This is a genomic window from Pseudomonas paralactis, from assembly GCF_001439735.1.
Classification (GTDB): Bacteria; Pseudomonadota; Gammaproteobacteria; order Pseudomonadales; family Pseudomonadaceae; genus Aquipseudomonas; species Aquipseudomonas paralactis.
Window position 1 is genome coordinate 287,314 of record NZ_JYLN01000004.1, and the last position, 22,863, is coordinate 310,176.

Below are 22,863 nucleotides of genomic sequence, written 5' to 3' on the forward strand. Positions count from 1 at the left end.
TGCAGTGGTGGTGTTTCAGAGCTTGAATCTGTCGACCAGCTTCTGTAAATCCAGGCTCAACCGCGTCAACTGAACGCTCGCGGCCGCCGTTTCCTCACTGGCGGCGGCGGTCTGTTCCGACACGTCCCGCACCTTCAACACACTGCGATTGATCTCCTCGACCACTGCGCTTTGCTGCTCGGCGGCGGCGGCAATCTGCGGATTCATTTCCTGGATGACCGACACCGTGCGCGCAATCGCCGCCAAAGCCTCACCAGCGTCGCGGGTCAGGGCGACGCTGTTGTCGGTCAGGTTGCGGCTACTGTCCATGATGTCTGCCACTTGTTGGGTACCGTTATGCAGGCCGAGGATCAGCCCTTCGATTTCCTCGGCAGACGCCTGGGTGCGTTGGGCCAGGCTGCGTACTTCATCGGCGACCACTGCGAAGCCTTGGCCGGCGGTACCCGCGCGCGCCGCTTCGATGGCGGCGTTGAGGGCCAGCAGGTTGGTTTGTTGGGACACGGACTTGATCACGTCCAGCACGCTGGCGATCTTCTGGCTTTCCTGTTGCAAGGTCAGCATGGCTCGGCCGGACAACGCCATCTCGCTGGCCAGGTTGCCGATTTGCTCAACTGCCTGGGAGACCACCTGCTCGCCGGCACCGGCCTTCTGGTCGGCCTCATTGGCTGCCACGGAAGCGCGTTCGGCGTGACGCGCGACTTCCTGAGCGGTGGCGAGCATTTCATTCATCGCCGTGGCCACCTGGTCGGTTTCATCTTTCTGGTCATTGAGCCCGTTACGGGTCTGTTCGGTCACGGTGGATAGCTGCGTGGCCGCACCGGCAATCTGCCGGGCGCTGTCACCGATGCTGCTGATCAGGTTGCGCAGGTTGCGGGTCATTTGCCCGATGCTTTGCTGCAACTGGCCCAGTTCGTCGCGGCGGTCTACCGCCGTGTCGTGGCTCAAGTCGCCCTCGGCGACACGGTGGGCGGCGCTGAGGATCGCTCGCAGCGGCACGGCAATTTGCCGGGCGATCCACCAGGCAGCCAGCGCGCCGAGGACCAGTGCGGCCATGGTCACGCTGATCAGCAAGGTGCGGGTTTGATCCGCCTCGTTGTTGCGCTTGGTGTTCTGGCTCTGGCTCAACAAGTTGCTCTTGTCACGCAGCTCGTTGAGTTGCTGTTCGAAGCGGTTCTGCACGGTTTCGGTGTCGAGCTGGGCTTGCTTGAGCGTTATCAGTTGCTCGCGGTAGTTGGCCAGATCGGTCTTGAGCAGTGTCGAGTCCACCGGGAGGGCGGTGACGGAAGCCAGCGCGATCTGCATGCCGTCAAGCGCCTGGCCGAACGCATCGGCATAGGCCTGTAAGGTGTCGGCTGCCCAGGCGGGGCTCTGCGCTCGATCCTCGGCTTGCTCCATGGCCTGGCGCAGGTTCTCGATGGCATCGAGGGCCTTCTCGTCATTTTGGTCGGGCAAATCACTGGCCAATTGAGCGAGGGTATCGCTGGCTTGCAGGGCGGACTTTTTAAGCGCCGGGCGGACCTGCTCGCGCGCGGCCAGCAACGGCGGCAATTGCGTGAGCGCGGCCTTGGAGCCCGACACCAGAAGGGCCGCGTCTTCCAGCCGTTGCCGGTCGGTCGGGTCCCGCAAGCGGCTCGAAAGGTCGGCCAGGTACTGGTCGATCTGTTCGACCCTTTGATTCATCTTGGCCAGGCTGTTGCTGTCCATCAGGGTGCGGTACACGATGCGGTCGGCGCGCATGGCCTCGGCTTCGACAGCCAGATGGCCCAGGGTCGTCAGGCTGTCGGATCGGTACAGGACGGCGCTCAAGGCTTGCCAGCCTGTCGCGGCAATGACGAAGCTGAGGATCAGCACCAGGCCAAAGCCCAGGGCAAGCTTCAGGCGGACGCTGGCATTGACCAGCATACGGGTCAGCCGAGGAAACATAATGCACCTCCCAATCAGAGAAAGCGTATCGCTACAGATGCAACGCTAAATCGGATCGGGGTGAGGCGGGGCTGATAACTGTGTAGGAAGTTTCACAAGAGGCGGCGGTCTTAATCGGCCGCCGCGCAAGACCCTGTCAGATGCGGAAACGCCCGACCAGGGTCTGCAAGTAGATCCCCAGGCGCGCCAGTTCTGCACTCGATGCGGCGGTTTCTTCGCTGGCCGAGGACGTTTGTTCGGAGACATCACGCACATTCAACACGCTGCGGTTGATCTCTTCGGCCACGGCGCTCTGTTGCTCGGCGGCGGTGGCAATCTGTGAGTTCATTGCCTGGATGGTTGAAACCGTGCGGGTGATATTCGCCAATGCGCTGCCGGCGCGACGGGTCAGTTCGACGCTGCTGTCGGTCAGCCCGCGGCTGTTGTCCATGATGGAGGCCACCTGCTGGGTACCGTTTTGCAGGCCGACGATCAGCTCTTCAATCTCTTCGGTGGACTTCTGAGTGCGCTGGGCCAGGCTGCGCACTTCATCGGCCACCACCGCGAAGCCACGCCCGGCCTCACCGGCACGCGCCGCTTCAATGGCCGCGTTCAGCGCCAGCAGGTTGGTTTGCTGGGCGACGGATTTGATCACGTCGAGCACGCTGCCGATCTTGTCGCTTTCGCGCTTGAGGTCACCCATGGCGAGGGTGGAATTGCCGACTTCTGTCGCCAGGCGCTCGATCTGGGCGATGGCCTCACCGACCACCTTGTCACCTTCACGGGCCTGTTGATCGGCGGCCACCGCAGCTTCCGAGGCTTGCTCGGCATTGCGTGCGACTTCCTGCACGGTGGCGGCCATTTCGTTCATGGCGGTGGCGACCTGATCGGTCTCCACCTTTTGGCTGTTGACCCCGGCGCTGGTCTGTTCAGTCACGGCCGATAACTGCTCGGCTGCACTGGCGATCTGGGTGACGCCGTCGCTGATACCGCCGATCAACGCGCGCAGGCCCACGGTCATGCTCTGCATGGCGCGTTGCAACTGGCCCAGCTCGTCCTGGCGGCCAGAGTCCAGGTTGTGGCTCAGGTCGCCGGAGGCCACGCGCTCGGCGACTTTGAGGGTCTGGTTCAGCGGTATGACGATCTGGCGGGTGATGGCCCAGGCAGCGAACAGGCCGAAGGCTACCGCCAGTACGGTGGCGAGCAGCAACAAGTACTTGGCCTGGGCCACATCATGGTCGCGCACTGCCGTTTGCGAGGTGGTGAGTTTCTCGCTATGACCCAACAGAATATCGCCCTGGGCACTTAGGATCTTAAGTGCTGCGGCACTGGCCACCTGGGAGTCGCGGTATTGGCTGACGGCGGCCCGATAGGCTTGCAGTGAGGCACCGGCCTCTTGCAGGTTGGCCTGATATTGCGTCGGCAGCTGGCCTTGCAGTTCGGTGATTTTCTTCAGGGCGTTGTCGATAGCGTCGAGGGCGGGTTGCTCGGCCTCGACCTTGCCGCTGTAGGTGTAGCCGCGTACCTGGAAGCGGGCTTGCTGGATCAGCTTGCTCAGGTCAACCACGCTGTTGAACTGGGTGACGCTGTCGCCTTGCAGCAGGCTTTTTTCAATCTCGTTGGTTTTGGCCACGGCATTATCGGCCGTGTCGCCGAGCTTGCTGCGCGCACCCTCACGCTTGAGGCCTGCCTGGACCATGGTGGCGAAGGCTTTTTTGTATTGGCTCAAGGCTTCCTGTTGTTGTTCGACGAGAGCCTTGTCATTGGGTTGTTCGATTAACTGCGCGGCAGTTTTAAGGCCCTCGTCCAGCTGAGTGATCAGGCCGGTAACTGCGTCGGTGCCTTGTTCGCCGCGGCGCATATCAAAGTCCAGGCGCGCCAGGCGCAGGTCTTTGGTCAGGCCATTGAGGCTGGAGATAAAACCCAGCTTATCGCCGCGACTGATCACATCGCCCAGGCCGGTCCAGCCGGTAAAGGTGATCAACAGCGTCAGGATCAACACCAGGCCAAAGCCGACGCTCAGCTTGCGGTTGACGCTTACATTCCCCAGTTTCTCGGCTAACCAACGATACATGCTGCGAACTCCCCTGGAACAAGGCTTGGACTTATTCAAAGGCTATCGGCATGGGCATAGGATTCTGTAGCGCCACAGATTCAATGTGGGAGGGGGCTTGCCCCCGATGGCAGAGTGTCAGCCACCACATTTAGTGATTGATACACCGCTATCGGGGGCAAGCCCCCTCCCACATTTAGGCTGCGGTGTTTTTGGATTTGATATCAGAACAGTCGGGCGAGCAGGGCCGTCACGGCGGTTTCAACCCGTAGGATGCGCGCACCAAGCTGCACCGGTTGCAAACCGGCCCTGGTCAGCAGCTCGACTTCATAGGGAATCCAGCCGCCTTCAGGGCCAATCGCCAGTGTTACCGGCTCATCCAGCCCTCGCGGGCAGGCCGGGTAATCGCCCGGATGACCGATCAGGCCCAGGGTGCCGGCAGCCATGGCCGGCAGGCGGTCTTCGACAAAGGGTTTGAAGCGCTTTTCGATAATGATCTCGGGCAGTACCGTGTCCCGCGCCTGTTCCAGGCCAAGGATCAGTTGCTCGCGCACCGCTTCAGGCTCCAGGAACGGGGTTTGCCAGAAGCTTTTTTCCACGCGGTAGCTGTTGACCAGCACGACCTTGGGCACACCCATGGCCGCTACCGTTTGCAGCACTCGACGCAGCATCTTCGGGCGGGGCAGGGCCAGCAGCAGGGTCAGCGGCAGTTTGCTCGGCGGTGGCTGGTCGAAGCTGACTTGCAGCTCGGCTTCACTGGCTTCCAGCCGCAGCAGTTGGGCATTGCCCATCAGCCCGCCAATGCGGCCCACACGCAGGTTGTCACCCACTACGGCGCGGTGGACTTCCTGCATATGCACAAGGCGCCGATCACGCAGCACCACGCGGTCTGCCGCAATAAAATCGGCGTCTTCCAGCAGTAGCAGGTTCACGGCTGGGTCGCTGGCGGCTGGTCGTCGTCGGCAGGCTGGTCGTCCGGGTGTTCGCCGCGCTTGCTGATCAAGCCGCTGAACAGGATGCCCACTTCAAACAGCATCCACATCGGCACGGCCAGCAAGGTCTGGGAGAAAATGTCCGGCGGTGTGAGGATCATGCCGACCACAAAGCAGCCGATGATCACGTACGGGCGGATCTTCTTCAGGTACTTGACGTCGACCACCCCGATCCACACCAGCAACACCACCGCCACCGGGATTTCGAAGGCCACGCCAAAGGCGAAGAACAGCGTCATCACGAAGTCGAGGTAGCTGGTGATATCGGTCATCATCTCCACGCCGGCCGGAGTGGCGGCGGCGAAGAACTTGAAGATCAGCGGGAACACCAGGAAGTAGGCGAAGGCCATGCCGGTGTAGAACAGCAGGATGCTCGACACCAGCAACGGCACCGCGATGCGCTTCTCGTGCTTGTACAGGCCCGGCGCAATAAAGCCCCAGATCTGATGCAGGATCACCGGGATCGCCAGGAACAGCGAAACCATCATGGTCAGCTTCAACGGCGTCAGGAACGGCGACGACACATCGGTGGCAATCATCGTCGCGCCGACCGGCAGGTACTGGCGCAAGGGCGTGGAAACGAAGGTGTAGATCTGCTGGGTAAAGGCGAACAGCCCGGCAAAGATGATGAAGATGGCCGCTACGCAACGCAGCAGGCGGGTACGCAACTCGGTGAGGTGCGAGACCAGCGGCATATGCTGGTCGTTTTCCGGTTTATCAGCGCTCATGGGGCTCGCGGCGGCAGTGTAGGGTCATGGGGGGCAGGCGACGCAACGGGCGTCGGCGCAGGCTCTGTCGGGGCGGGCTCGGTTTGGGCAGCAGGTGCCGGCGCGATGCTCTGCTCGGCTACCGGAGGGGCCGGCTTGGCCGGCTCCTGCACCGGGGAGAGAATCTTGCGAGTCTCTTGCTCCAACGACAGGATATGTTCGTTGTGCAACTGCCTGCGGATCTCGTCGGCACCGATTTCCCGTTCAACTTCCTGTTTGATCGCGTTGAAACTGCGTTTCAGGCGCCCGATCCACAGGCCGGCGGTGCGCGCGGCACCGGGCAGGCGTTCCGGCCCCAGTACCAGCAGGGCCACCAGGCCGACGAGCAGCAGTTCAGAGAAGCTGATACCAAACATTAGTCAGTGCTCACGAGTCTTTGCGGGTCGGCTCTTGGACTTTTTCAGCCTGCACGTCGAAGGTACGACGCTCGGTGATCGGCTGCGCGGCCTGCGGGTGCACAGGCTGGGCCGGTGGTACCGGGTTTGCGCTTGGCTCGGCGGGCTTCTCGTCGTCGTTCATGGCTTTACGAAAGCCCTTGATCGACTCGCCGACGTCGGTGCCGAGGTTTTTCAGTTTCTTGGTGCCGAACACCAGAACAACCACCACCAGAATGACGATCCAGTGTTTCCAGTCAAAAATGCCCATGCTGCAAATCCTCAAGTCTTGGTTAATCAGGCGGACGGGCGCGAAGCCTTTTCGACATGCCCGGACAAGCCGAAGCGACGGTCCAGTTCATCCAGCACGGCCTGTGGATGCTGCCCCAGTTGGGCGAGCATCACCAGGCTATGGAACCACAAGTCTGCGGTCTCATAGATTACATCGCTGTAATCACCGCTGATTTGCGCGTCCTTGGCCGCAATGATGGTCTCGACGGATTCTTCGCCGAGTTTTTCCAGAATCTTGTTCAGACCCTTGTGGTACAGGCTGGCGACGTAGGAGCTGTCGGCATCCGCGCCTTTGCGGTCTTCCAGCACCTGGGCCACACGGTTCAGGGTATCGCTCATGTTCAGTGTCCTGACGAATAAATGGCGTGGGGGTCTTTGAGCACCGGCTCCACTACCTTCCATTCGCCGTCTTCGAACACGCGATAGAAACAGCTGTGGCGCCCGGTATGGCAAGCGATGTCGCCGATCTGGTCGACCATCAGGATCACCACGTCGGCGTCGCAGTCCAGGCGCATCTCATGCAGCACCTGCACATGCCCGGACTCTTCGCCCTTGCGCCACAGTCTGCCACGCGAACGTGACCAGTAGATGGCGCGCTGCTCAGTGGCGGTGAGGCTCAGCGCTTCACGGTTCATCCAGGCCATCATCAATACGCGCCCGGTCTTGTAGTCCTGGGCAATGGCCGGCACCAGGCCGTCACTGTCCCACTTGATCTCGTCCAGCCAGTTTTTCATGTTCGGCTCCGGCAATTTGCGACAGTGTATAACCGGATTGGCTATCGACGCACGATCAGATAAACACCCACGGCCGCCATGATGCCGGCTGGCCAGTAACCCAGTTGATTCAGCGGCCCGCCGATCACCAGCATCACACCGCCTGCCAGATGCGCGGCGCCGAGCAGGCGCAGGAACCAATCGTCCTTGCGCTTGCGCCACGGCGGCTCGGGGTCTTTGGCGTGGGGCTGGGACATGCGCTCCAGCAGGTCGCGGGTCATGTTGGCCAGGTGCGGCAGCTGTTCGAACTGGCTGTGCAGGTTGCCCAGCATGGTTTTTGGGCTCATGCGCTCGCGCATCCAGCGCTCCAGGAACGGCTGCGCGGTGTTCCACAGATCCAGGTCCGGGTACAGCTGGCGGCCCAGGCCTTCGATGTTGAGCAAGGTTTTTTGCAGCAGCACCAACTGCGGCTGTACTTCCATATTGAAGCGCCGCGCCGTCTGGAACAGGCGCATCAGCACCTGGCCGAAGGAAATATCTTTTAACGGTTTTTCGAAGATCGGCTCGCACACGGTGCGGATCGCCGCTTCGAATTCGTTGAGCTTGGTTTCCGCCGGCACCCAGCCTGAATCAATGTGCAACTGCGCCACTCGGCGGTAGTCGCGCTTGAAGAAAGCAAACAGGTTGCGCGCCAGGTAGTCCTGGTCTTCCGGGGTCAGGCTGCCGACGATGCCGCAGTCGATGGCGATGTACTGCGGGCTCCACGGGTTGACGGTGCTGACGAAGATGTTGCCCGGGTGCATGTCGGCGTGAAAGAAACTGTCGCGAAACACCTGGGTGAAGAAGATCTCCACGCCACGCTCGGCAAGCATTTTCATATCGGTGCGCTGGTCGGCCAGGGTGGCCAGGTCGGTGACCTGTACCCCATAGATGCGCTCCATCACCAGCACTTTCGGGCGGCACCAATCCCAATACACTTGGGGCACGTACAGCAGTTGCGAGCCTTCAAAGTTGCGTCGCAACTGGCTGGCGTTGGCTGCTTCGCGCAGCAGGTCGAGTTCGTCGTAGATGGTTTTTTCGTAGTCGGCGACCACATCCACCGGATGCAGCAGGCGCGCGTCGGCGGAGAAGCGTTCGGCAGCCCGGGCGAGAACAAACAGCCACGCCAGGTCCTGGCCGATGATCGGCTTGAGGCCCGGCCGAATCACCTTCACCACCACCTCTTCGCCGGTCTTGAGCTGCGCGGCGTGGACCTGCGCGACCGAGGCCGAGGCCAGGGGCTCGACATCGAAGCGGCTGAACACCTCGCTGATCTTCTGGCCCAGTTGTTCTTCGATCAGTGCCATCGACTGCTGCGAATCGAAAGGCGGCACACGGTCCTGCAGCAGCATCAGCTCATCGGCGATGTCTTCGGGCAGCAGGTCGCGACGGGTCGAGAGGATTTGCCCGAACTTGATAAAGATCGGCCCCAAATCCTGCAACGCCAGGCGCAGGCACGCGCCTCGGCTCAGCTCCAGTTGTTTGCGCGGGAACCAGCGCCACGGCAGCACATAACGCACCGCCAGCAGAAACCACGGCAGGGGCAGGGCAAACAGCAGGTCATCGAGGCGGTAGCGGATTACGACGCGCTGGATACGAAACAAACGGCGGACGGCGAGCAGCTTCATGCGTTATCGCTTGGATCAAGGGAACGGCTCAGGCGCTCGAAGCGGGCCTCAAGGCGTTCCAGGTCGATTTTGGCCTTGTCGAGCTCACGAAAGCGCGCTTGCGCTTCCCGTTGCCCGACCAGGGTGCGCGATTCTTCGCTCAGGTATTCGGCGAGGTTCTGGTTGAGGCTGGCGAACCCTTGCTGGTACCAGCGCGAGCGGCTGCGCAGGTGCCCGCTGAGCAACTGGGTGGCGACAGGGCCGATCCAGCGCGACAGTTCGTATTCCCAGTCCAGCTCCAGATCCTGCAGCACGGCGGCCAGGTCCATCAGCACCGCACTGTCGCCTTCCAGCTCCACCTCCGGGCTGTGGAGGATGGCGGTTTTGTTGCGGCTCAGCGCCAGGTGCAACAGGCTGGAGGCCGGCGCACGCAAGGTGCAGTCGGCGTCGGCGGCCCATTGAGTGGCGAGCAGCAAGCCTTCATCGCTGGGCAGAATAAACAGCTGCACGGCGGGGCTGCGGCAGTCGACGGCAATGACTTTGCCGTTCAAGTGTGCCAGCCGCGCCAGGGCGGTGCTGTCCAGGCGCAGAACACGGTTGAGGCCATGTTCGACACTGGCGAGAAGACCTGCGAGCAGCATCAGGGCTTGATACCTCGGTGCAAGGCAACGATGCCGGAGGTCATGTTGTGGTAGGTCACGCGGTCGAAACCGGCCTCCACCATCATTGACTTCAGGGTTTCCTGGTCGGGGTGCATACGGATCGATTCGGCCAGGTAGCGGTAGCTCTCGGCGTCATTGGTGATCAGCTTGCCCATCAGCGGCATAAAGGCGAACGAGTAAGTGTCGTAGACCTTGGACATCAGCGCGTTGGTCGGCTTGGAGAATTCCAGCACCAACAGGCGGCCACCCGGTTTGAGGACGCGCAGCATCGAGCGGATCGCGTCTTCCTTGTGGGTGACGTTGCGCAGGCCGAAGGCGATGGTCACGCAGTCGAAATGGTTGTCGGGGAACGGCAGCTTCTCGGCATCGGCCTGAACGAACTCGATGTTGCCGGCCACGCCTTTGTCGAGCAGGCGATCACGGCCCACCTTGAGCATCGAACCGTTGATATCGGCCAACACCACTTGGCCGGTGGGGCCAACCAGTTTGGAGAACTTGGCGGCCAGGTCGCCCGTGCCGCCGGCGATGTCCAGCACGCGGTTGCCGGTGCGTACGCCCGACAACTCGATAGTGAAGCGCTTCCACAGGCGGTGCATACCGCCGGAAAGCACGTCGTTCATCAGGTCGTACTTGGCCGCCACAGAGTGAAACACCTCAGCGACTTTTTCCGCCTTTTGGCTTTCCGGGACGTTCTTGAAGCCGAAGTGAGTGGTGGGTTCGGCATCGCTGCCTTTGCGCTGATCAGTCATATCGCTGTCACCAAAAGAGAATGCGGGACATGATAATCCCCAAGGCCTGCTTTGTCTTGGCAAGGCTGCAGGTAAGATAGATGCTCACCGAGGCCTTTTGCCGCATGGCGGGTGTTTCGAGTCGTTATAAAGAGGAGTCATTGCAATGGCCCGTATTACCGTTGAGCGTGAACATACCCTGGGAAAAGAACAGGCGCGGGCCAAGGCCGAGCAATTGGCGCGCAAACTCGAAGATAAATATGGTGTGGAATCTTCGTGGGCCGGCGATACCCTGAAGCTCAAACGTTCCGGGGTTAAGGGCACGGTCGCGGTAGGCGAAGACTCGCTGCGCATCGATGTCGAACTCGGCCTGTTGATGTCGGCCATGAGTGGCACGATCAAGTCCGAAATCGAAAAAGCCCTGGATAAGGCGTTGGCCTGACCTGGCTTCTTAGGGTGCCGATTCTAATTTTAAACCCTACTTTGTGCCCAAGCCCTCAACTCCTGCGGGCCGTCCTCCACCCTTTTTGCGTGAGGTGCACCATGGCCAAAGTTATTTTGAAGAAAAAAATCGACGTTCAAACCACCCCCCTGAGTGAGGTTAAAAGCTATGCCCGCAAGATCTGGCTGGCGGGCCTTGGTGCCTATGCAAAGGTCGGCAGCGAGGGCGGCGAATACTTCAAAGAGCTGGTCAAGAGCGGCCAACATGTTGAAAGCAAAGGTAAAAAAGTTGTAGTTGAACAACTTGATGCCGCCAACAGTCAGATTGATCAAGTAAAGAGTAATGTCTCCGGCGTCAGAGGCTTGGTTGAAGTTCAGCTTGATAAAGTTGAAAAAGCTTTTGACACGCGTGTTGCAAGTGCCTTGAATCGAATCGGCATTGCGTCTAAACATGACGTGGAGACACTCTCTGCTAAGCTCGAAGAGCTGACGGCATTGCTCGAACGTGTCGCGCGTAAACACTAAGGAGACATCGGGATGGCTGTTAAAAAGACTACTCAGAAAGAAGGCAGCTCGTGGGTTGGGGAAGTTGAAAAATATTCCCGCAAAATCTGGCTTGCTGGTTTAGGCGTGTACTCGAAGGTTAGCAGTGACGGCGGTAAATACTTCGAGACTCTGGTCAAGGACGGCGAGAAGGCCGAGAAGTTGACCAAGAGCACAGTCGGTAAAAAAGTAGAAGCGGCCAAGGCAACTGCCGGTTCCGCCAAGTCGAGCATTTCTGACACCTGGGGCAAGTTGGAAGAAACCTTCGACAAACGCCTCAATAGTGCCATTTCGCGACTGGGCGTACCCAGCAAGGCTGAGTTAAAGGCGCTGCACAGCAAGGTCGATACCCTGACCAAGCAAATTGAGAAACTGACCGGCGCCAAAGCGGCTCCCGCCAAGACTGCCGCGGCCAAGCCTGCAGCAAAACCGGCTGCCAAACCTGCGGCTAAAACAGCTGCGGCAAAACCCGCCGTTAAAACTGCCGCCAAGCCTCTGGTTAAAGCCGCCGCCAAGCCGGCTGCAAAAGCCGCTGCCAAAGCGCCAGCCAAAACCGCTGCGAAACCTGCGGCCAAGCCAGCAGCTAAAACTGCTGCCGCTAAACCGGCCACCAAGCCTGCCGCCAAGCCAGTGGCCGCTAAAACCGCCGCGAAACCTGCGGCTAAACCGGCTGCCAAGCCTGCGGCTAAAACAGCGGCTGCCAAACCTGCCGCCAAGCCCGCCGCTGCCAAACCTGCAGCTAAACCTGCAGCGGCCAAAAAGCCTGCGGTAGCGAAAAAACCGGCAGCCGCCAAGCCTGCTGCGGCGGCCAAGGCAGCAGCGGCGCCAGCACCGGCCGCTTCTACCGCCAATTCGGTGTCCGCACCGACGCACGCGGCCGCTACTGCGACTGCAACGCCGGTCAACCCGACGCCATCCAGTCAGTCCTGATTTTTGCGGGACAGAAAAATGCCCGGCCTGTAGAGGCCGGGCATTTTTTATGCTTGGCAAAAATCAGCTATCGCGGGGCTTTATCCCAAGCCCATCAGTTGTAAGTGATCGAAACAGTCACGGCACTGGCCAGGGTACCGTGGGTAATTGCTTCTCCGGTTTTATGGTAAGCCGCTTTGAGTGGCAGTACCGCCTTGCTGGCGCTTGTCGCAACCGTACGGCTGCGTTGTACCTCGGTGCCATTGGCGGGGATGATGCCGGTGCTGGCCAGCCACAGTGCGGTGCCGCCCGATGTTCCCGTGTTGGCAAAGAGCTCGGCGTTGCCGGCAGAGGGGGTGCCGGCGAACTGGAAGATCACGTTCTTGACGTCCGAGTCGCAGTCGGCGGCAAGTTCAAAGTCGTGCTCTCCCGCAGAGTCGGTAGTGTCGAAGTCCGATACTTTGACCGCAGGCAAGGTAATCGTGCGGTTTACATCGCCGGCGTTAAGGTTGCAGGTGCCAGCATTGACCACGCCTTGAAATGTCAGGGTGCCAGTAGTGGCAGCGAGCGCGGCGGGAATGTCCAGGCTTGCGGTGATCGCCAGTAGCAGGGGCAGTGTAGGTAGACGCATCATGAGTCCTCAGGGGGTTCAGTTGTAGGTGATGTTGACGGTGGCGGTACTGGTCAGCGTGCCTTGGCCGACCGTGCCGCTCTTGTGGTACGCCGCGCCGAGTGGCAATACCGCGCGATTGCCGGTCACAACCAGCGTGCGTTCGTTGTCGCTGCCATTGGCAGCAATGGTTCGGTGAGTGCCGTCGATCCGCGAGTACAGCCAAAGCGCCACGCCGTCGGCCGTGCCGGTGTTGGCAAAGAGCAGGTTGTTGTCAGTCGATGGCTGGCCGGAAAAACGAAAGGTGACGTTGGCGGCGTCGCTGCAATTGGCCGTCAGCTCAAAATTGCGTGCGCCGGCGTAGGGGCTGCTGTTGAACGCACTGACCTGCACGGGGTCGAGCGTGATGGTGCGGTTGACATCACCGGTGGCGAGGTCGCAAGTGGCGACGGGGCTGACGAAAGTAACCGAGTTGTCGAGCTTGAGCTCAAAGCGGCCCAGAATCTGGCCGATGCGGGTCAACATCGTGTAATGGTAGACCCTTCCCGCAGGCACCTCCCCTCTGGTCACCGGCCCGATCTTGTAGAAGATTGCCTCGGCATTGGTGAAGATGGGGTGGCTTCCGCTGGGCAGGTAACCCACGGAATTGTCAAACGCGTAGAAGCTGCTCGAGGGACGGGCATCGGTAATCCTTATACGCATGCCGATGCCCGGAGCCTCGGTTTGATAGATCGTGGTGGCCTGGTGATGCAGGTAATTGCGCGATGCAACTTGTATCAGCGTCACGCTGTTGCAATTCATGAAGCGGCCCGCAGCCACGCCGCTGAACGGTTGCTCGGTGATCACGCTGCCCACCGGCAGGTCGGGCGGTACGGTGATAGTCGTCGGAAGGGAGAGGCCGTGGGTGGAGTTCATATAGCTGTCGCACTCCGCTTGCGCAGCGATCGGCAGGCCAAGCACCAGCAATGTTGAGATGAGTCTGATCAATGTCTTCATCATGCATTCCGAGCAGTCACGAGGTATTTGTCGACAGGCGCTGCATGTGCGGCAACGGGTGTTTCGCTTCGGCAGGTGCCTGCGTTCAGATGGCGTACGCGGTGGGCCGCGTCAGAGTGGGGGCGCGCACTTAGCGCGTAATGCAGCTTGCATGAAGCATCAGCTTGCGGGCCCCATTTGACGGTCAGTTGCCCTTGTGTGCGCGCCACGCGAACAAAGGCTTTACCGCCCTGGCCAACGATGCCGACGCTTGCGCCGTCTTCATCGAATACATCCGCACCGAATGGCAGCGGGTTGCCATCCTCACGCTGAGCCGTGATCAATATGGCTTGCCCACTGACCGTTTCGAACTGCAACTGCACCACCGAGCCGGCCCGAGGGGCGACGTTCTGCGCGGCGGTCTTGAGCTCTACATCGACGGACAGGTCCTTGGGGTCCAACTCGACCACGTTCTGGCGGTAAGGGGTGAGATGCGGCACCACGGCATAACCGCTTTTGCCGATCTGGGCGCTGTGGTTACCGTTGATCCTTGCGCCCAGAGCGTCGGGGGCCTGGACGAGGCCGATGGTGTCGCCCAGCTCCGGTGCAAAGGTCACGCCGCCACGGTGGGCGACGATGCCGCCAGTCATGCCCAGGGAGGTCGACTGGTACGCGTTGCTCTGGCCGTAGCTTGCCGATAGCGCGCCCTGGGACGTCTGGTATTTGAGGTCGGCGCTGGTGGCATAGCCGCTGCCCTGGGCGCGGCTGCTGCTCAAGCCGTAGCTCAATTCACTGCGTTCGCCAAGGGTGCCACCCAGGCCCAGGCGCTCACCTGAGCTTTGGCCGCCTCGGTAAACAGTGGTCGTCAGGGTGGGCGTGCGGGCACCGCTGCCCAGCGGCAGACTCACGGTAAAGTCCAGCTGCTTGTCGACATGCTCAGTCAGCAAGTCACGGGTACGCTGCGCGCTGACTGTGTAGTGCAGCCCGTTCCATGTGCCGCTGTAGCCGGCGGTGAATGTCAGGTTGCCATTGGTACGGTTCCAATAGTTTTGCGAGGAGCCGGTGAGGTACACCGATCCATCGCCCACGCGTTGATTGAGGCTGATGTCCATCCGGTCGCGAAGGCGCGACACACGGTCAAGCTTGAGCCCGTCCAGGGCGAGATCGCGGATGTGCGCCGCATCGCTCACGCTCAAGAAACCTTCGGTGGAGTAGCGGTAGGCGCCCAGGGCGAAGTGAGTACCGGTGTGGGCGAAATTCTTGCTGTAGCGCAGCTGCACGCTTTGCCCATCGCGTGAGCCATGCCCCGGCAGATGGGCGTTGGACTGGGTCATGTCCAACGACAGTGCGCCGAACGGCGTGTTGAACGCAGCACCCAGTAACTGCGAGCGGTAGTCCTCGCCTATCACGGCGCCGGTATAACCGGTCAGCAAGTTGCTCAGGCCGTGTTGGTAGGTGGCCTGCATCACTCTGGGCGGATGGTGCAGGCCGATTTCATCGAGCAGCCCGGCACTCAACGAGTAACGGCTGTAGCCGGGGCGCAGCAGGTGGGCGTTGGCGGCAAAGGGGACGATGAACTCGCGGGTACGGCCATCGGCTTCGGTCACAGTGACGTTCAGATCGCCGCCATAACCGGTGGGGAACAGGTCCTTGAGCACGAACGGGCCGGGCGCCACGGAGACTTCATCGAGCAGTACGCCACGCTGGCGCACAGTGACCCGTGCGCTGGTTTCGGCGACACCGCGCACCACCGGCGCAAAGCCGGTCAGCGAGTCGGGGAACATCCGGTCATCGCTGGACAGGCTGGCGCCGCGCAGGCGCACGCTGTCGAAAAGCTCGCCGGGGGTATAGATTTCGCCGAGCACCAGTTGGGACTTCAAGGTGCCCAATTCCCGCTGTACATACGTGGCGCTGCTTTGATAGCCCGAGGCGGTATGGGTACGGCTGTAATTGCCATTGTGGCGCCAGTGCCAGTCGCCCAGGTTTAGCCCGGTATTCAAGCCCAGGTAGCTGGAGCCCAGGGTGCGCCCGTCGGTGCGCGTGGTGAAGGTGCTGGCGTTGTAACGTACAAACGCGGCATCCACGCCGCCATCCCAATGTTGCGGGTCGACATAGCCGCGTGGCTGACGGGCCAGGTAAATCTGCGGAACCTGCAGGTCCAGGCGACTTTCGCCCGAGTCGAACCGGCTGCTTGCGCCGGGCAGGTAGCTGGCGATGTCGGCACAGTCGGAAAGGGCCGCCGGTTGAACGCTATCGACCGTGACGCCAAACCTGAGCAACGCCTGGCGTTTCAGGCACAGTTGCGCGGTGTCCTGGCCGGCGACGTTGGAGAAGGACAGGGTTTCACGCCCGATCCACTGGCCGTTGAGGTGCACGTCGGCGCGGTAGTTGCCGGGCAGGATGACGTTGCCTTGGTTGAATTTTGCAATATCGACTTGCGCGCCCGCCTTGCCGCCCGGAAAAAAGGCTGGGTTGAATTCGACCTGTTCGGCACTGTGGGCGTAGAGGCTGCAGGCGCCGCTGATCAGCAGCAGGCTATGCACGGTCAGCTTGAATCGATGACGTGCCGGGGATGGATAGTTAACGCCGGCTGGCGTGTTGAAACTCATGTTCAGCGTTCTCGAAAAGCAGGTGTCAGCCAACGCTTGGCATAGGGATTCCCTACCCGAACCAATGGGCATCGACATAAAGAGATGGAAGCGTGGGAGGCGCCGTTCAGGGCGCGCTACGCGGGAAGGTCAGGTACCTGGGGCGTCATGGCGGGACCTTGGCGCTGTGGGCGATTTTCACGCCATAGTCGTCGAGCGTCTGGAATTGCACGGTGGCCGTGGCACTGGGCGCAGAGTTGAGCGTGGGCAGCTCAAAACGAAGGCGGCCACCGGGCACTACCATGTTTGCGCTGCTGGGCGACGCGGTTTTACGTGCGTGCCGTTGCCCCGAGTCCAGCACCTCGACGGCTTCGAAGGTCACGTGATAGGGCGTTGGGTTGAATACTTCCAGGCCCTGGCCCTGGGCGTTCGATACGCGTCGCCATTGCAGTTTTCCAGGTGCGGCTTGCACCCCGTACGCAAGATTGTGCGGGCGGAAAAACAGCTTGATCCGCGAGCGGAACGCCAGCTGCAGTTGATTACCGGTTTGCGCGCCTGGGGGCTGGGCAGGCACTTCCAACAGGTTGAACCAGAACAGGCTTTCCTGTGTCGGTGGCAAGGGTTCGCCGGTATAGGCCACGCGCACCACTTGTTGCTTGCCTGGCTCCATGCGAAAGATCGGCGGGGTCACCACAAACGGAATGTCGCCCTGCTCCGGCGTCGAGTGCTCGTCGCCCTTGTCCAGCCAGGTTTGTACCAGCACCGGTGCCTGGTTTTTGCTTTCCAGCCTGACGGTAACCTCTTTGTCGCTTTGCGGGTAAACCACACGGGTGCTGTTGATGATCACGCTCGCCTGCAGCGTCGTTGCGCCCAGCAGCGTGAAAGTCAGCAAGATGGTCTGCGCCAGAATCGAAAGTGCATTCATGATGGTTGCCCCGTGCACGCGGGCAGCGCTGCCGAATGCCGCACGCGGGCACCGAAGTCGCTGACGCTGGTGAACTCAACCCTGGTCGGCGCTGGCGGGCACTCGCGCAGCAGGGGCAGCGCAAAGCGTTTCACGTCGCCGGCCGGCAGCAGCAGGCTGTCGTTGGCGCTCTGGTTAGGCGCTTTGGCAAAGCGCTTGGCGGCGCTGAGCAATTCGACGGAGGCGAGCGAGACGTGATAAGGCGTCGGGTTAGTGGCTTGCAGAGCGTAGCCGCGCTGGTGGGCGACCAGTTTCCATTGCAACCTGGATGCCGCGCTTGCCACCGGGTAGGGCAACGCTTGCGGGCGCACGAACACGCGCAACCGCGTGCGGAACGCCAATTCGATCTGGTTGTTGTCTTCACCTTTCGCCGTACTGGGCGGCACTTCCAGCACATTCAGCCAGAACAGGCTTTCGCGATCGGCAGGCAGAGGCTCGCCCGAGTAGCGCAGGCGTATCGCCTGTTGCTGGTGCGGCTCGATACGAAAGATCGGAGGTGACGCACTCAACGGCGCTTTTGCAGTGGCCGCGGTCGAGTACCGGTCGCCGTCGTCCAGCCAGGTCTGTACCAATGCCGGGCGGGTGCCCTTGTTTTCAAGGCGCACGATCACCTCTTGCCGTTCGGCAGGGTAGATCACCCGGGTGCCGTGGATAATGACGCCTGCGTCAGCGGTAAGCGGGCATAGCAGCATCGCAGCAGACACACAGGCGGCAACGGTAAGACGTGTCTTGATATTCATCATCTGGTCTCTTCACCCAGGGAGGAGCCCGCTTGCGCAGGCCCGCTCGCGCTTTATTCGGCGTACTCGATCATGAATCCGACTCGGGTATTGACCTTGCCTTCGGCAGCCGGGCCGCTGGCGTACAGCTGTGCTGCCAGTGGAATGGTTGCCTGGTTATCGGCGATCACCACGCCTTCGGATTTCTCCGTGTACACATTGATTGGCGTGCCGCTACGGCTAGTGATTTCTACCTGTACATTCTTGGCATTGGTGGTGTCGGACGGATCGTCATAGCCATCGATGTTCAAGCGGCCCGTGGCCACGTCGATAGCCGGGCTGGTCGGGTCGAAGGCAATCATCGCGGTACGTCCGTTGGTGCAACTGCCCTCACCCGGTGCGCCGATGCGAATAGAGAAACCGGTCAGGTTGGCGCGGCTGCCCGCCGTAGCCAAGCGTGCAGCGGAGACGCCACCCAGGTTTACGTCCTTGACCACGGCGCCCGTGCCCGGCGTCGCGCCTTCGACGGTGCAGGTCACATCGGTCACCAGGCCACTGAAATTGATCACGCCATCGGCGGCGTGCGCCGAGGGCGGCACAGCGGCGGTCAAGGCCAGCGCGGTGGCAACGGAAGAAAAAACGTTGGCTTTCATTATGTTCCTGATCTTGATTGATTGAAGTTTCCCGTCGCAGGTTGATGCGCAGCACCTGTGAACCCGTGTCGAATTTGTTCACGGGGCGGGTGTGCATAATTTGTATCTAAAAATGAATGCGCTCTATAGTGAAGCCACGAGTTTTAGTTCGTGATTGTTCGAAAGCGTATTGTTTTGTTTAAGGTTTTTTGGCGGGGGTTGAAGTTCAGAAACTTCCTTCAGGTTTTTCTGTAAGAAGTGGCTGTAAGTAAATGTAGTACTGTTATGTCCGCTTATTGAATCCTGCATAAGGCTGGTCTATAGCGTGCAGTACTGCATTGATTCAGGCGGGAGTTGTTATGCCAACTTCATCAGTTACTGTCTGTACCGTCATGCTGCTCGACGACCATGAAATGGTGCGCCAGGGTATCGAGCTGGGATTGAATGCCGAAGCCGACATCCAGGTCATCGGCTCCTACGGCACGGGGCGGCAATTGCTTGAGGCGCTGGCCCAGCAGCCAGCGCATGTGATAGTCATGGACTTTGTCCTGGCGCCTGCCGACATCGATGGCCTCAGCCTGCTTCAGTCACTGGGCAGACGTTTCAGCCAGTGCCGGGCCGTGATCGTATCTTCGGACTGTTCGCCCGCCACGGTGTCGCTGGCCCTGAAGGCGGGGTGTTGGGGGATTTTGGGCAAGACTCAGAATCTGACCGAACTGATCACGGCTATTCGAACTGTCGCTCAGGGGCGGCTTTATCTACCGCCTTGTATGGTGCCGACATTACAAGGCAGGCAGTCGGCGTTCGATAACGTGACCCTGAAGTCGACAGTTGATGTTTCCATGCCGCTGTCATTGAGCTCGGGACTGACGCCTAAAGAGCGGGAAGTATTGCGCTGTTTTCTCGATGGTATGTCGGTAAGTTCGATTGCAGCAAAGTTCTCCCGCAGTGCAAGTACCATCAGTACGCAAAAACAGTCGGCATATAGAAAGTTGGGCGTGCGTAACGACAGTGAACTGTTCAAGTTTATTCAGCACTTCGGTGGGCCTGAATGAATACCGTCAATGCGGATCATCCAGATAGCCCAAGGCCCAGCGCTCGGTGGCCTGGCGTGCGGGTGACACCAGGTGTGGCGCCACCAGCATCATGACCTGGTACACCACCACCCGGACCTCGCCTTCACGGTCCAGGACACGTTGGTAATCCAGGGAAAACAGCAGGGTCATGGTGATCTGCTCCACCAATTGCCCCAGTGCCTGGGTGCCACTGACCAGTTGCCCTGCGGCTTTCAAGCGTGCCAACAGTGAGGCCAGGGTGCGCTTGAGCGCCGTGAGCAGGTGGCGAACCCCCTTGGCCAGCTTGGGCAAGCGCCCGGCCAGGTTCGACAGGTCCTGGAACAGGAACCGGTAGTGGGCCATGCGCTCCACTATCAGGTGCAGGAACAGCCAGTAATCCTCGGCCTCCAGTTGCGCATCGGCGGGAGGATCGAGCAGTGGCGCCAACTCGCTTTGAAAGCGCTCGAACAGCCCCAGCACCAACGGCTCCTTGCCATGGAAGTGGTAGTAGAGGTTGCCGGGGCTGATCCCCATTTCATTGGCCACCTCCATGGTCGATACGTTCGGTTCGCCCTTGTGGTTGAACAGCAGCAGGGCGCATTCAAGGATACGGTCGCGGGTCTTCATCCAGTCTTCTTAATGTGATCGTTGAGCTCAACGCACGCGCACGTAAGTGCCTGGCGCTGCTTCCATCGGTGGGTAGTTCTGGTTGCCCAGGGCGGTAAGCGTTTCGCGTTGTACTCCGGAACGTTGTTGTACCCATTCCAGCCACTGCGGCCACCAGCTGCCTTCGACATGCCGGGCGTCGTAGTACCAGGCACGCGGGTCGCTGCTCAGCTTTAGGTTTTCGACGTAATTGGCCTTGGGGTTGCCCGGCGGGTTGAGGATGCTCTGGACATGCCCGCTGTTGGACAGCACAAAGCGCCGCTCGCCGCCCAGCAGTTGGGTGGAGCGATACACCGCGTCCCACGGCGTGATGTGGTCGTTGATCCCGGCCACGCTGAAGCTGTCCACCGTGACCTTGCGCAAGTCGATGGGCGTGCCGCATACCTCCAGGCCACCGGGATGGCTCAGGGGGTTGTGCTTGAAGAAGTCCAGCAGGTCGCCGTGCAAGGCGGCGGGCAGGCGCGTGTTGTCGTTGTTCCAGTACAGGATGTCGAAGGCGGGCGGCTCCTTGCCCAGCAGGTAATTGTTGATCCAGTAGTTCCAGATCAAGTCGTTGGGGCGCATCCAGGCAAACACCTTGGCCATGTCACGGCCTTCCAGTACCCCTTGCTGGTAGGAGCGGCGCTTGGCGGCCTCCAGGGTTTGCTCATCGGCGAACAGCGTGGCCGGGCTGTCGATCTGGCTGTCGAGCAGGCTTACCAGGTAACTGGCGCTGGAGATGCGCCGCAGCTGGCGCTTGGCTTGCAGGTGGCCTTGCAGGGCGGCGATGGTCAGGCCACCGGCGCAGGCGCCCATCAGGTTGACCTCGCGGGCGCCGGTGATGGCCCGGCAGACATTCAGGGCTTCCTCCAAGGCCGCCACATAGGTGGACAAGCCCCATTCACGATGCCGCACGTCCGGGTTGCGCCAACTGACCATGAAGGTTTGCAGGCCGTTTTTAAGGGCGTATTGCACAAAACTGTTGGCCGGGCTCAGGTCGAAGATGTAGTACTTGTTGATCTGCGGCGGCACCACCAGCAGCGGCTTGGCGTACTGTTTTTCGCTCATGGGCTTGTACTGGATCAGCTCCAGCAGCTCGTTGCGAAACACCACCGAGCCGGGCGTGGTCGCCACGGTCTTGCCCACTTCAAAGGCGTGCTTGCTGACCTGGCGCGGCAAACCGTTGTTGTGCAGCAGATCTTCGAACAGGTTACTCACGCCGCGTACCACGCTGTTGCCGCCGGAGTTGAGCAACTCCTTGATCGCCAGCGGGTTGAGCAGCGTGTTGGAAGGGGAGACGGCATCGTTGAGCAGGGCGAAGGCGAACTGCGCGCGGGCGCGATCATCGTCACTGAGGGTGCTGTCATCGATCCAGTGGCGCGTCTGTTTCTGCCAGCTCAGATACGCTTGCAAGCTGCGTCGGTACAGCGGGTTGAGCTTCCAGGTGGGGTCGCTGAAGCGATTGTCTCTGGGGTTGGGCTCGTGCACGGTTTCACCCAGCAGCACCCGGCCCAGTTGGCCGCCCAGCGCCAGGGCGTGGCGGGCAGTGTGCACCGGGTTGCGCAGGCCGTGTGCGGCGACGGTGCGCAGGGTTGACAGCAAGTCCCGGCCGCGCAGGCCGGTGATCGCATTTTGCGCGTTGATGAACGCAGCGGGGGTGGGCGCCGGGTTCGTCACGGGTCTTTCTCGCATGAGCCAACACTCCTTCGTCAAGTCATCAAGCAGGCACGCCAATCCAGAACCATAGTCGGTTCCTGGCAAGTTGCGCGGTGGTGTGGTCCTTCACACCGCCGGTCGCGGATGTATCACGGCGCGCAGGCGCTCCTCTTCGAGAAACTTCATGATGATCGGCGCCACGGCCTCGGCCCGGGTGATCAGGAACAGATGGCCGTCATCGATGATGTGCAACTGCGCATTGGGGATGCGCCAGGCGAGCATGCGCATGTTGACCAGCGGGATCAGCGGGTCATCGTCGCCGGCCAATACCAGGGTGGGCTGGCGGATCTTGTGCAGCCAATGAATGCTGGTCCAGCCCAGGCCCGCGAACAGCTGCCAGTAGTAGCCCAGCTTGCCGGCCGAGCGCACCTTGCTGGCGTGTTCGGCGGCCAGTTTCGAATCGCGGCGGAACGAGCCGCCATAAATCATCGGTGCAATGCGCACCACGTGGGACGGTTGGATATAACGCCTGGGGCTTGCCATCAGCCACAGCACTTTAGGCTTGCCCGGCACCATAAACGCCCCGGCAGCCGTGGCCGCCAGGATCAGCTTCTTGCAGCGTTCCGGGTAGTCATAGGCGAACTGCTGCGCCAGGGCCCCGCCCCAGGACACACCCACGGCGTTCACCTGGCCGTAGTCGAGGTAATCAAGCATACGTGCGGTGAGTTTGGCCAGGCCGGGGAAGCGATAGGGCCGGTTCGGCGTCGAGGAACCGCCAACGCCGGGCACATCGAAGGCGATCACTTCCAGGTCCGGGTCCAGGGCCTGGACGAACGGGAACACCAGCTCTAGGTTGGCGCCGATGCCGTTGAAGATCAGCAGCGGGGTCAAGTGCGGCTTGCCCGGACGCACCGCCGTGCGGATGGTCTGGCCATCCAGGTCGATGGTGCGGAAGATGAACGGTTGCGCCATGCTCAAGCCCTGTGAAGTGGTGCTGT

The 22,863-nt window shown here is 61.0% G+C and carries 24 protein-coding genes and 1 pseudogene; 4 read left to right on the forward strand and 21 right to left on the reverse strand.

The window, feature by feature from the left end; genetic code table 11:
• Positions 1-15: 15 nt before the first annotated feature.
• The 12 genes and pseudogenes from TX23_RS12850 to ubiE all read right to left on the reverse strand — a co-directional run bounded on the left by TX23_RS12850 (position 16) and on the right by ubiE (position 10,149).
• Positions 16-1,923: a HAMP domain-containing methyl-accepting chemotaxis protein gene (locus tag TX23_RS12850; RefSeq protein WP_057702477.1), complete on the reverse strand. Its 1,908-nt coding sequence runs from the start codon at positions 1,921-1,923 to the stop codon at positions 16-18.
• A 136-nt stretch (positions 1,924-2,059) separates the two neighbouring features.
• The gene (locus TX23_RS28765) at positions 2,060-2,932 is read right to left on the reverse strand and encodes a methyl-accepting chemotaxis protein (protein WP_407071380.1); all 873 of its coding nucleotides are present in this window, start codon (positions 2,930-2,932) and stop codon (positions 2,060-2,062) included.
• Positions 2,918-3,976: pseudogene (locus tag TX23_RS28770) on the reverse strand (methyl-accepting chemotaxis protein); the annotation flags it as partial. The pseudogene TX23_RS28770 and the gene TX23_RS28765, both read right to left, overlap by 15 nt.
• 203 nt (positions 3,977-4,179) lie before the next feature.
• A complete protein-coding gene (locus TX23_RS12860; protein ID WP_057702479.1) occupies positions 4,180-4,887 on the reverse strand; it encodes a 16S rRNA (uracil(1498)-N(3))-methyltransferase in 708 nt (235 codons plus the stop codon).
• Positions 4,884-5,675, reverse strand: coding sequence for a twin-arginine translocase subunit TatC (gene tatC / locus TX23_RS12865; RefSeq protein ID WP_005783990.1), 792 nt, complete (start codon positions 5,673-5,675; stop codon positions 4,884-4,886). Before tatC ends, TX23_RS12860 begins: the two co-directional genes overlap by 4 nt.
• A complete protein-coding gene (tatB, locus tag TX23_RS12870; protein ID WP_057702480.1) occupies positions 5,672-6,070 on the reverse strand; it encodes a Sec-independent protein translocase protein TatB in 399 nt (132 codons plus the stop codon). The genes tatC and tatB overlap by 4 nt, the downstream gene beginning before the upstream one ends.
• 10 nt (positions 6,071-6,080) lie before the next feature.
• Positions 6,081-6,359 carry a twin-arginine translocase TatA/TatE family subunit gene (locus tag TX23_RS12875; RefSeq protein WP_005783993.1) on the reverse strand — a complete coding sequence of 93 codons (279 nt, stop codon included), beginning with the start codon at positions 6,357-6,359 and terminating at the stop codon, positions 6,081-6,083.
• Between the two features lie 26 nt (positions 6,360-6,385).
• Positions 6,386-6,718 (reverse strand): phosphoribosyl-ATP diphosphatase, encoded by a 333-nt coding sequence (locus tag TX23_RS12880; RefSeq protein WP_005783994.1) that lies wholly within the window; start codon positions 6,716-6,718, stop codon positions 6,386-6,388.
• Between the two features lie 2 nt (positions 6,719-6,720).
• Complete coding sequence (gene hisI / locus TX23_RS12885; RefSeq protein WP_057702481.1) at positions 6,721-7,113, reverse strand: phosphoribosyl-AMP cyclohydrolase; 393 nt, start codon at positions 7,111-7,113, stop codon at positions 6,721-6,723.
• Between the two features lie 41 nt (positions 7,114-7,154).
• On the reverse strand, positions 7,155-8,759 hold the full coding sequence (ubiB, locus tag TX23_RS12890; RefSeq protein WP_057702482.1) for a ubiquinone biosynthesis regulatory protein kinase UbiB: 1,605 nt from the start codon (positions 8,757-8,759) through the stop codon (positions 7,155-7,157).
• Entirely contained in the window at positions 8,756-9,379 is a 624-nt protein-coding gene (locus TX23_RS12895; RefSeq protein WP_005784000.1) for a ubiquinone biosynthesis accessory factor UbiJ, read from the reverse strand. Before TX23_RS12895 ends, ubiB begins: the two co-directional genes overlap by 4 nt.
• Complete coding sequence (gene ubiE / locus TX23_RS12900; RefSeq protein WP_003171186.1) at positions 9,379-10,149, reverse strand: bifunctional demethylmenaquinone methyltransferase/2-methoxy-6-polyprenyl-1,4-benzoquinol methylase UbiE; 771 nt, start codon at positions 10,147-10,149, stop codon at positions 9,379-9,381. The genes TX23_RS12895 and ubiE overlap by 1 nt, the downstream gene beginning before the upstream one ends.
• A 145-nt stretch (positions 10,150-10,294) precedes the next feature.
• Here ubiE and TX23_RS12905 point away from each other — a divergent pair, with 145 nt between their 5' ends.
• From TX23_RS12905 to TX23_RS12915, 3 genes are all read left to right on the forward strand, one after another.
• Positions 10,295-10,570: a polyhydroxyalkanoic acid system family protein gene (locus tag TX23_RS12905; RefSeq protein ID WP_057702483.1), complete on the forward strand. Its 276-nt coding sequence runs from the start codon at positions 10,295-10,297 to the stop codon at positions 10,568-10,570.
• A 101-nt stretch (positions 10,571-10,671) separates the two neighbouring features.
• Positions 10,672-11,094 carry a phasin family protein gene (locus TX23_RS12910; RefSeq protein ID WP_057702484.1) on the forward strand — a complete coding sequence of 141 codons (423 nt, stop codon included), beginning with the start codon at positions 10,672-10,674 and terminating at the stop codon, positions 11,092-11,094.
• A 12-nt stretch (positions 11,095-11,106) separates the two neighbouring features.
• Positions 11,107-12,042, forward strand: coding sequence for a phasin family protein (locus TX23_RS12915; protein ID WP_057702485.1), 936 nt, complete (start codon positions 11,107-11,109; stop codon positions 12,040-12,042).
• Between the two features lie 94 nt (positions 12,043-12,136).
• Here TX23_RS12915 and TX23_RS12920 read toward each other — a convergent pair whose 3' ends face one another.
• The 6 genes from TX23_RS12920 to TX23_RS12945 all read right to left on the reverse strand — a co-directional run bounded on the left by TX23_RS12920 (position 12,137) and on the right by TX23_RS12945 (position 18,530).
• A complete protein-coding gene (locus tag TX23_RS12920; protein ID WP_057702707.1) occupies positions 12,137-12,652 on the reverse strand; it encodes a fimbrial protein in 516 nt (171 codons plus the stop codon).
• Between the two features lie 18 nt (positions 12,653-12,670).
• Positions 12,671-13,627 (reverse strand): fimbrial protein, encoded by a 957-nt coding sequence (locus TX23_RS12925; protein WP_057702486.1) that lies wholly within the window; start codon positions 13,625-13,627, stop codon positions 12,671-12,673.
• The gene (locus TX23_RS12930) at positions 13,627-16,215 is read right to left on the reverse strand and encodes a fimbria/pilus outer membrane usher protein (protein WP_057702487.1); all 2,589 of its coding nucleotides are present in this window, start codon (positions 16,213-16,215) and stop codon (positions 13,627-13,629) included. The genes TX23_RS12925 and TX23_RS12930 overlap by 1 nt, the downstream gene beginning before the upstream one ends.
• Positions 16,216-16,360: 145 nt before the next feature.
• Complete coding sequence (locus TX23_RS12935) at positions 16,361-17,119, reverse strand: fimbrial biogenesis chaperone (RefSeq protein ID WP_057702488.1); 759 nt, start codon at positions 17,117-17,119, stop codon at positions 16,361-16,363.
• Positions 17,116-17,898, reverse strand: coding sequence for a fimbrial biogenesis chaperone (locus TX23_RS12940; protein WP_057702489.1), 783 nt, complete (start codon positions 17,896-17,898; stop codon positions 17,116-17,118). The genes TX23_RS12935 and TX23_RS12940 overlap by 4 nt, the downstream gene beginning before the upstream one ends.
• Positions 17,899-17,951: 53 nt before the next feature.
• Entirely contained in the window at positions 17,952-18,530 is a 579-nt protein-coding gene (locus TX23_RS12945) for a fimbrial protein (protein ID WP_057702490.1), read from the reverse strand.
• 338 nt (positions 18,531-18,868) lie between these two features.
• Here TX23_RS12945 and TX23_RS12950 point away from each other — a divergent pair, with 338 nt between their 5' ends.
• Positions 18,869-19,564, forward strand: coding sequence for a response regulator transcription factor (locus TX23_RS12950; protein WP_244885953.1), 696 nt, complete (start codon positions 18,869-18,871; stop codon positions 19,562-19,564).
• A gap of 6 nt (positions 19,565-19,570) precedes the next feature.
• On the opposite strand, the gene TX23_RS12955 is transcribed toward TX23_RS12950, so the two are convergent.
• The 3 genes from TX23_RS12955 to phaZ all read right to left on the reverse strand — a co-directional run bounded on the left by TX23_RS12955 (position 19,571) and on the right by phaZ (position 22,837).
• Positions 19,571-20,191, reverse strand: coding sequence for a TetR/AcrR family transcriptional regulator (locus TX23_RS12955; protein ID WP_057702491.1), 621 nt, complete (start codon positions 20,189-20,191; stop codon positions 19,571-19,573).
• Between the two features lie 27 nt (positions 20,192-20,218).
• Positions 20,219-21,901, reverse strand: coding sequence for a class II poly(R)-hydroxyalkanoic acid synthase (gene phaC / locus TX23_RS12960; RefSeq protein WP_057702492.1), 1,683 nt, complete (start codon positions 21,899-21,901; stop codon positions 20,219-20,221).
• Between the two features lie 90 nt (positions 21,902-21,991).
• Entirely contained in the window at positions 21,992-22,837 is an 846-nt protein-coding gene (gene phaZ, locus TX23_RS12965) for a poly(3-hydroxyalkanoate) depolymerase (RefSeq protein ID WP_019820034.1), read from the reverse strand.
• Between the last annotated feature and the right edge of the window lie 26 nt (positions 22,838-22,863).

Excerpts from the sequence above, each read along its gene's own strand:
- TX23_RS12850 (WP_057702477.1), bottom strand. The coding sequence starts at position 1,923 with ATGTTTCCTCGGCTGACCCGTATGCTGGTCAATGCCAGCGTCCGCCTG.
- TX23_RS28765 (WP_407071380.1), bottom strand. The coding sequence starts at position 2,932 with ATGCAGAGCATGACCGTGGGCCTGCGCGCGTTGATCGGCGGTATCAGC.
- tatC (WP_005783990.1), bottom strand. The coding sequence starts at position 5,675 with ATGAGCGCTGATAAACCGGAAAACGACCAGCATATGCCGCTGGTCTCG.
- tatB (WP_057702480.1), bottom strand. The coding sequence starts at position 6,070 with ATGTTTGGTATCAGCTTCTCTGAACTGCTGCTCGTCGGCCTGGTGGCC.
- TX23_RS12875 (WP_005783993.1), bottom strand. The coding sequence starts at position 6,359 with ATGGGCATTTTTGACTGGAAACACTGGATCGTCATTCTGGTGGTGGTT.
- TX23_RS12880 (WP_005783994.1), bottom strand. The coding sequence starts at position 6,718 with ATGAGCGATACCCTGAACCGTGTGGCCCAGGTGCTGGAAGACCGCAAA.
- hisI (WP_057702481.1), bottom strand. The coding sequence starts at position 7,113 with ATGAAAAACTGGCTGGACGAGATCAAGTGGGACAGTGACGGCCTGGTG.
- ubiB (WP_057702482.1), bottom strand. The coding sequence starts at position 8,759 with ATGAAGCTGCTCGCCGTCCGCCGTTTGTTTCGTATCCAGCGCGTCGTA.
- TX23_RS12895 (WP_005784000.1), bottom strand. The coding sequence starts at position 9,379 with ATGCTGCTCGCAGGTCTTCTCGCCAGTGTCGAACATGGCCTCAACCGT.
- ubiE (WP_003171186.1), bottom strand. The coding sequence starts at position 10,149 with ATGACTGATCAGCGCAAAGGCAGCGATGCCGAACCCACCACTCACTTC.
- TX23_RS12905 (WP_057702483.1), top strand. The coding sequence starts at position 10,295 with ATGGCCCGTATTACCGTTGAGCGTGAACATACCCTGGGAAAAGAACAG.
- TX23_RS12910 (WP_057702484.1), top strand. The coding sequence starts at position 10,672 with ATGGCCAAAGTTATTTTGAAGAAAAAAATCGACGTTCAAACCACCCCC.
- TX23_RS12915 (WP_057702485.1), top strand. The coding sequence starts at position 11,107 with ATGGCTGTTAAAAAGACTACTCAGAAAGAAGGCAGCTCGTGGGTTGGG.
- TX23_RS12920 (WP_057702707.1), bottom strand. The coding sequence starts at position 12,652 with ATGCGTCTACCTACACTGCCCCTGCTACTGGCGATCACCGCAAGCCTG.
- TX23_RS12925 (WP_057702486.1), bottom strand. The coding sequence starts at position 13,627 with ATGAAGACATTGATCAGACTCATCTCAACATTGCTGGTGCTTGGCCTG.
- TX23_RS12930 (WP_057702487.1), bottom strand. The coding sequence starts at position 16,215 with ATGAGTTTCAACACGCCAGCCGGCGTTAACTATCCATCCCCGGCACGT.
- TX23_RS12935 (WP_057702488.1), bottom strand. The coding sequence starts at position 17,119 with ATGAATGCACTTTCGATTCTGGCGCAGACCATCTTGCTGACTTTCACG.
- TX23_RS12940 (WP_057702489.1), bottom strand. The coding sequence starts at position 17,898 with ATGAATATCAAGACACGTCTTACCGTTGCCGCCTGTGTGTCTGCTGCG.
- TX23_RS12945 (WP_057702490.1), bottom strand. The coding sequence starts at position 18,530 with ATGAAAGCCAACGTTTTTTCTTCCGTTGCCACCGCGCTGGCCTTGACC.
- TX23_RS12950 (WP_244885953.1), top strand. The coding sequence starts at position 18,869 with ATGCCAACTTCATCAGTTACTGTCTGTACCGTCATGCTGCTCGACGAC.
- TX23_RS12955 (WP_057702491.1), bottom strand. The coding sequence starts at position 20,191 with ATGAAGACCCGCGACCGTATCCTTGAATGCGCCCTGCTGCTGTTCAAC.
- phaC (WP_057702492.1), bottom strand. The coding sequence starts at position 21,901 with ATGCGAGAAAGACCCGTGACGAACCCGGCGCCCACCCCCGCTGCGTTC.
- phaZ (WP_019820034.1), bottom strand. The coding sequence starts at position 22,837 with ATGGCGCAACCGTTCATCTTCCGCACCATCGACCTGGATGGCCAGACC.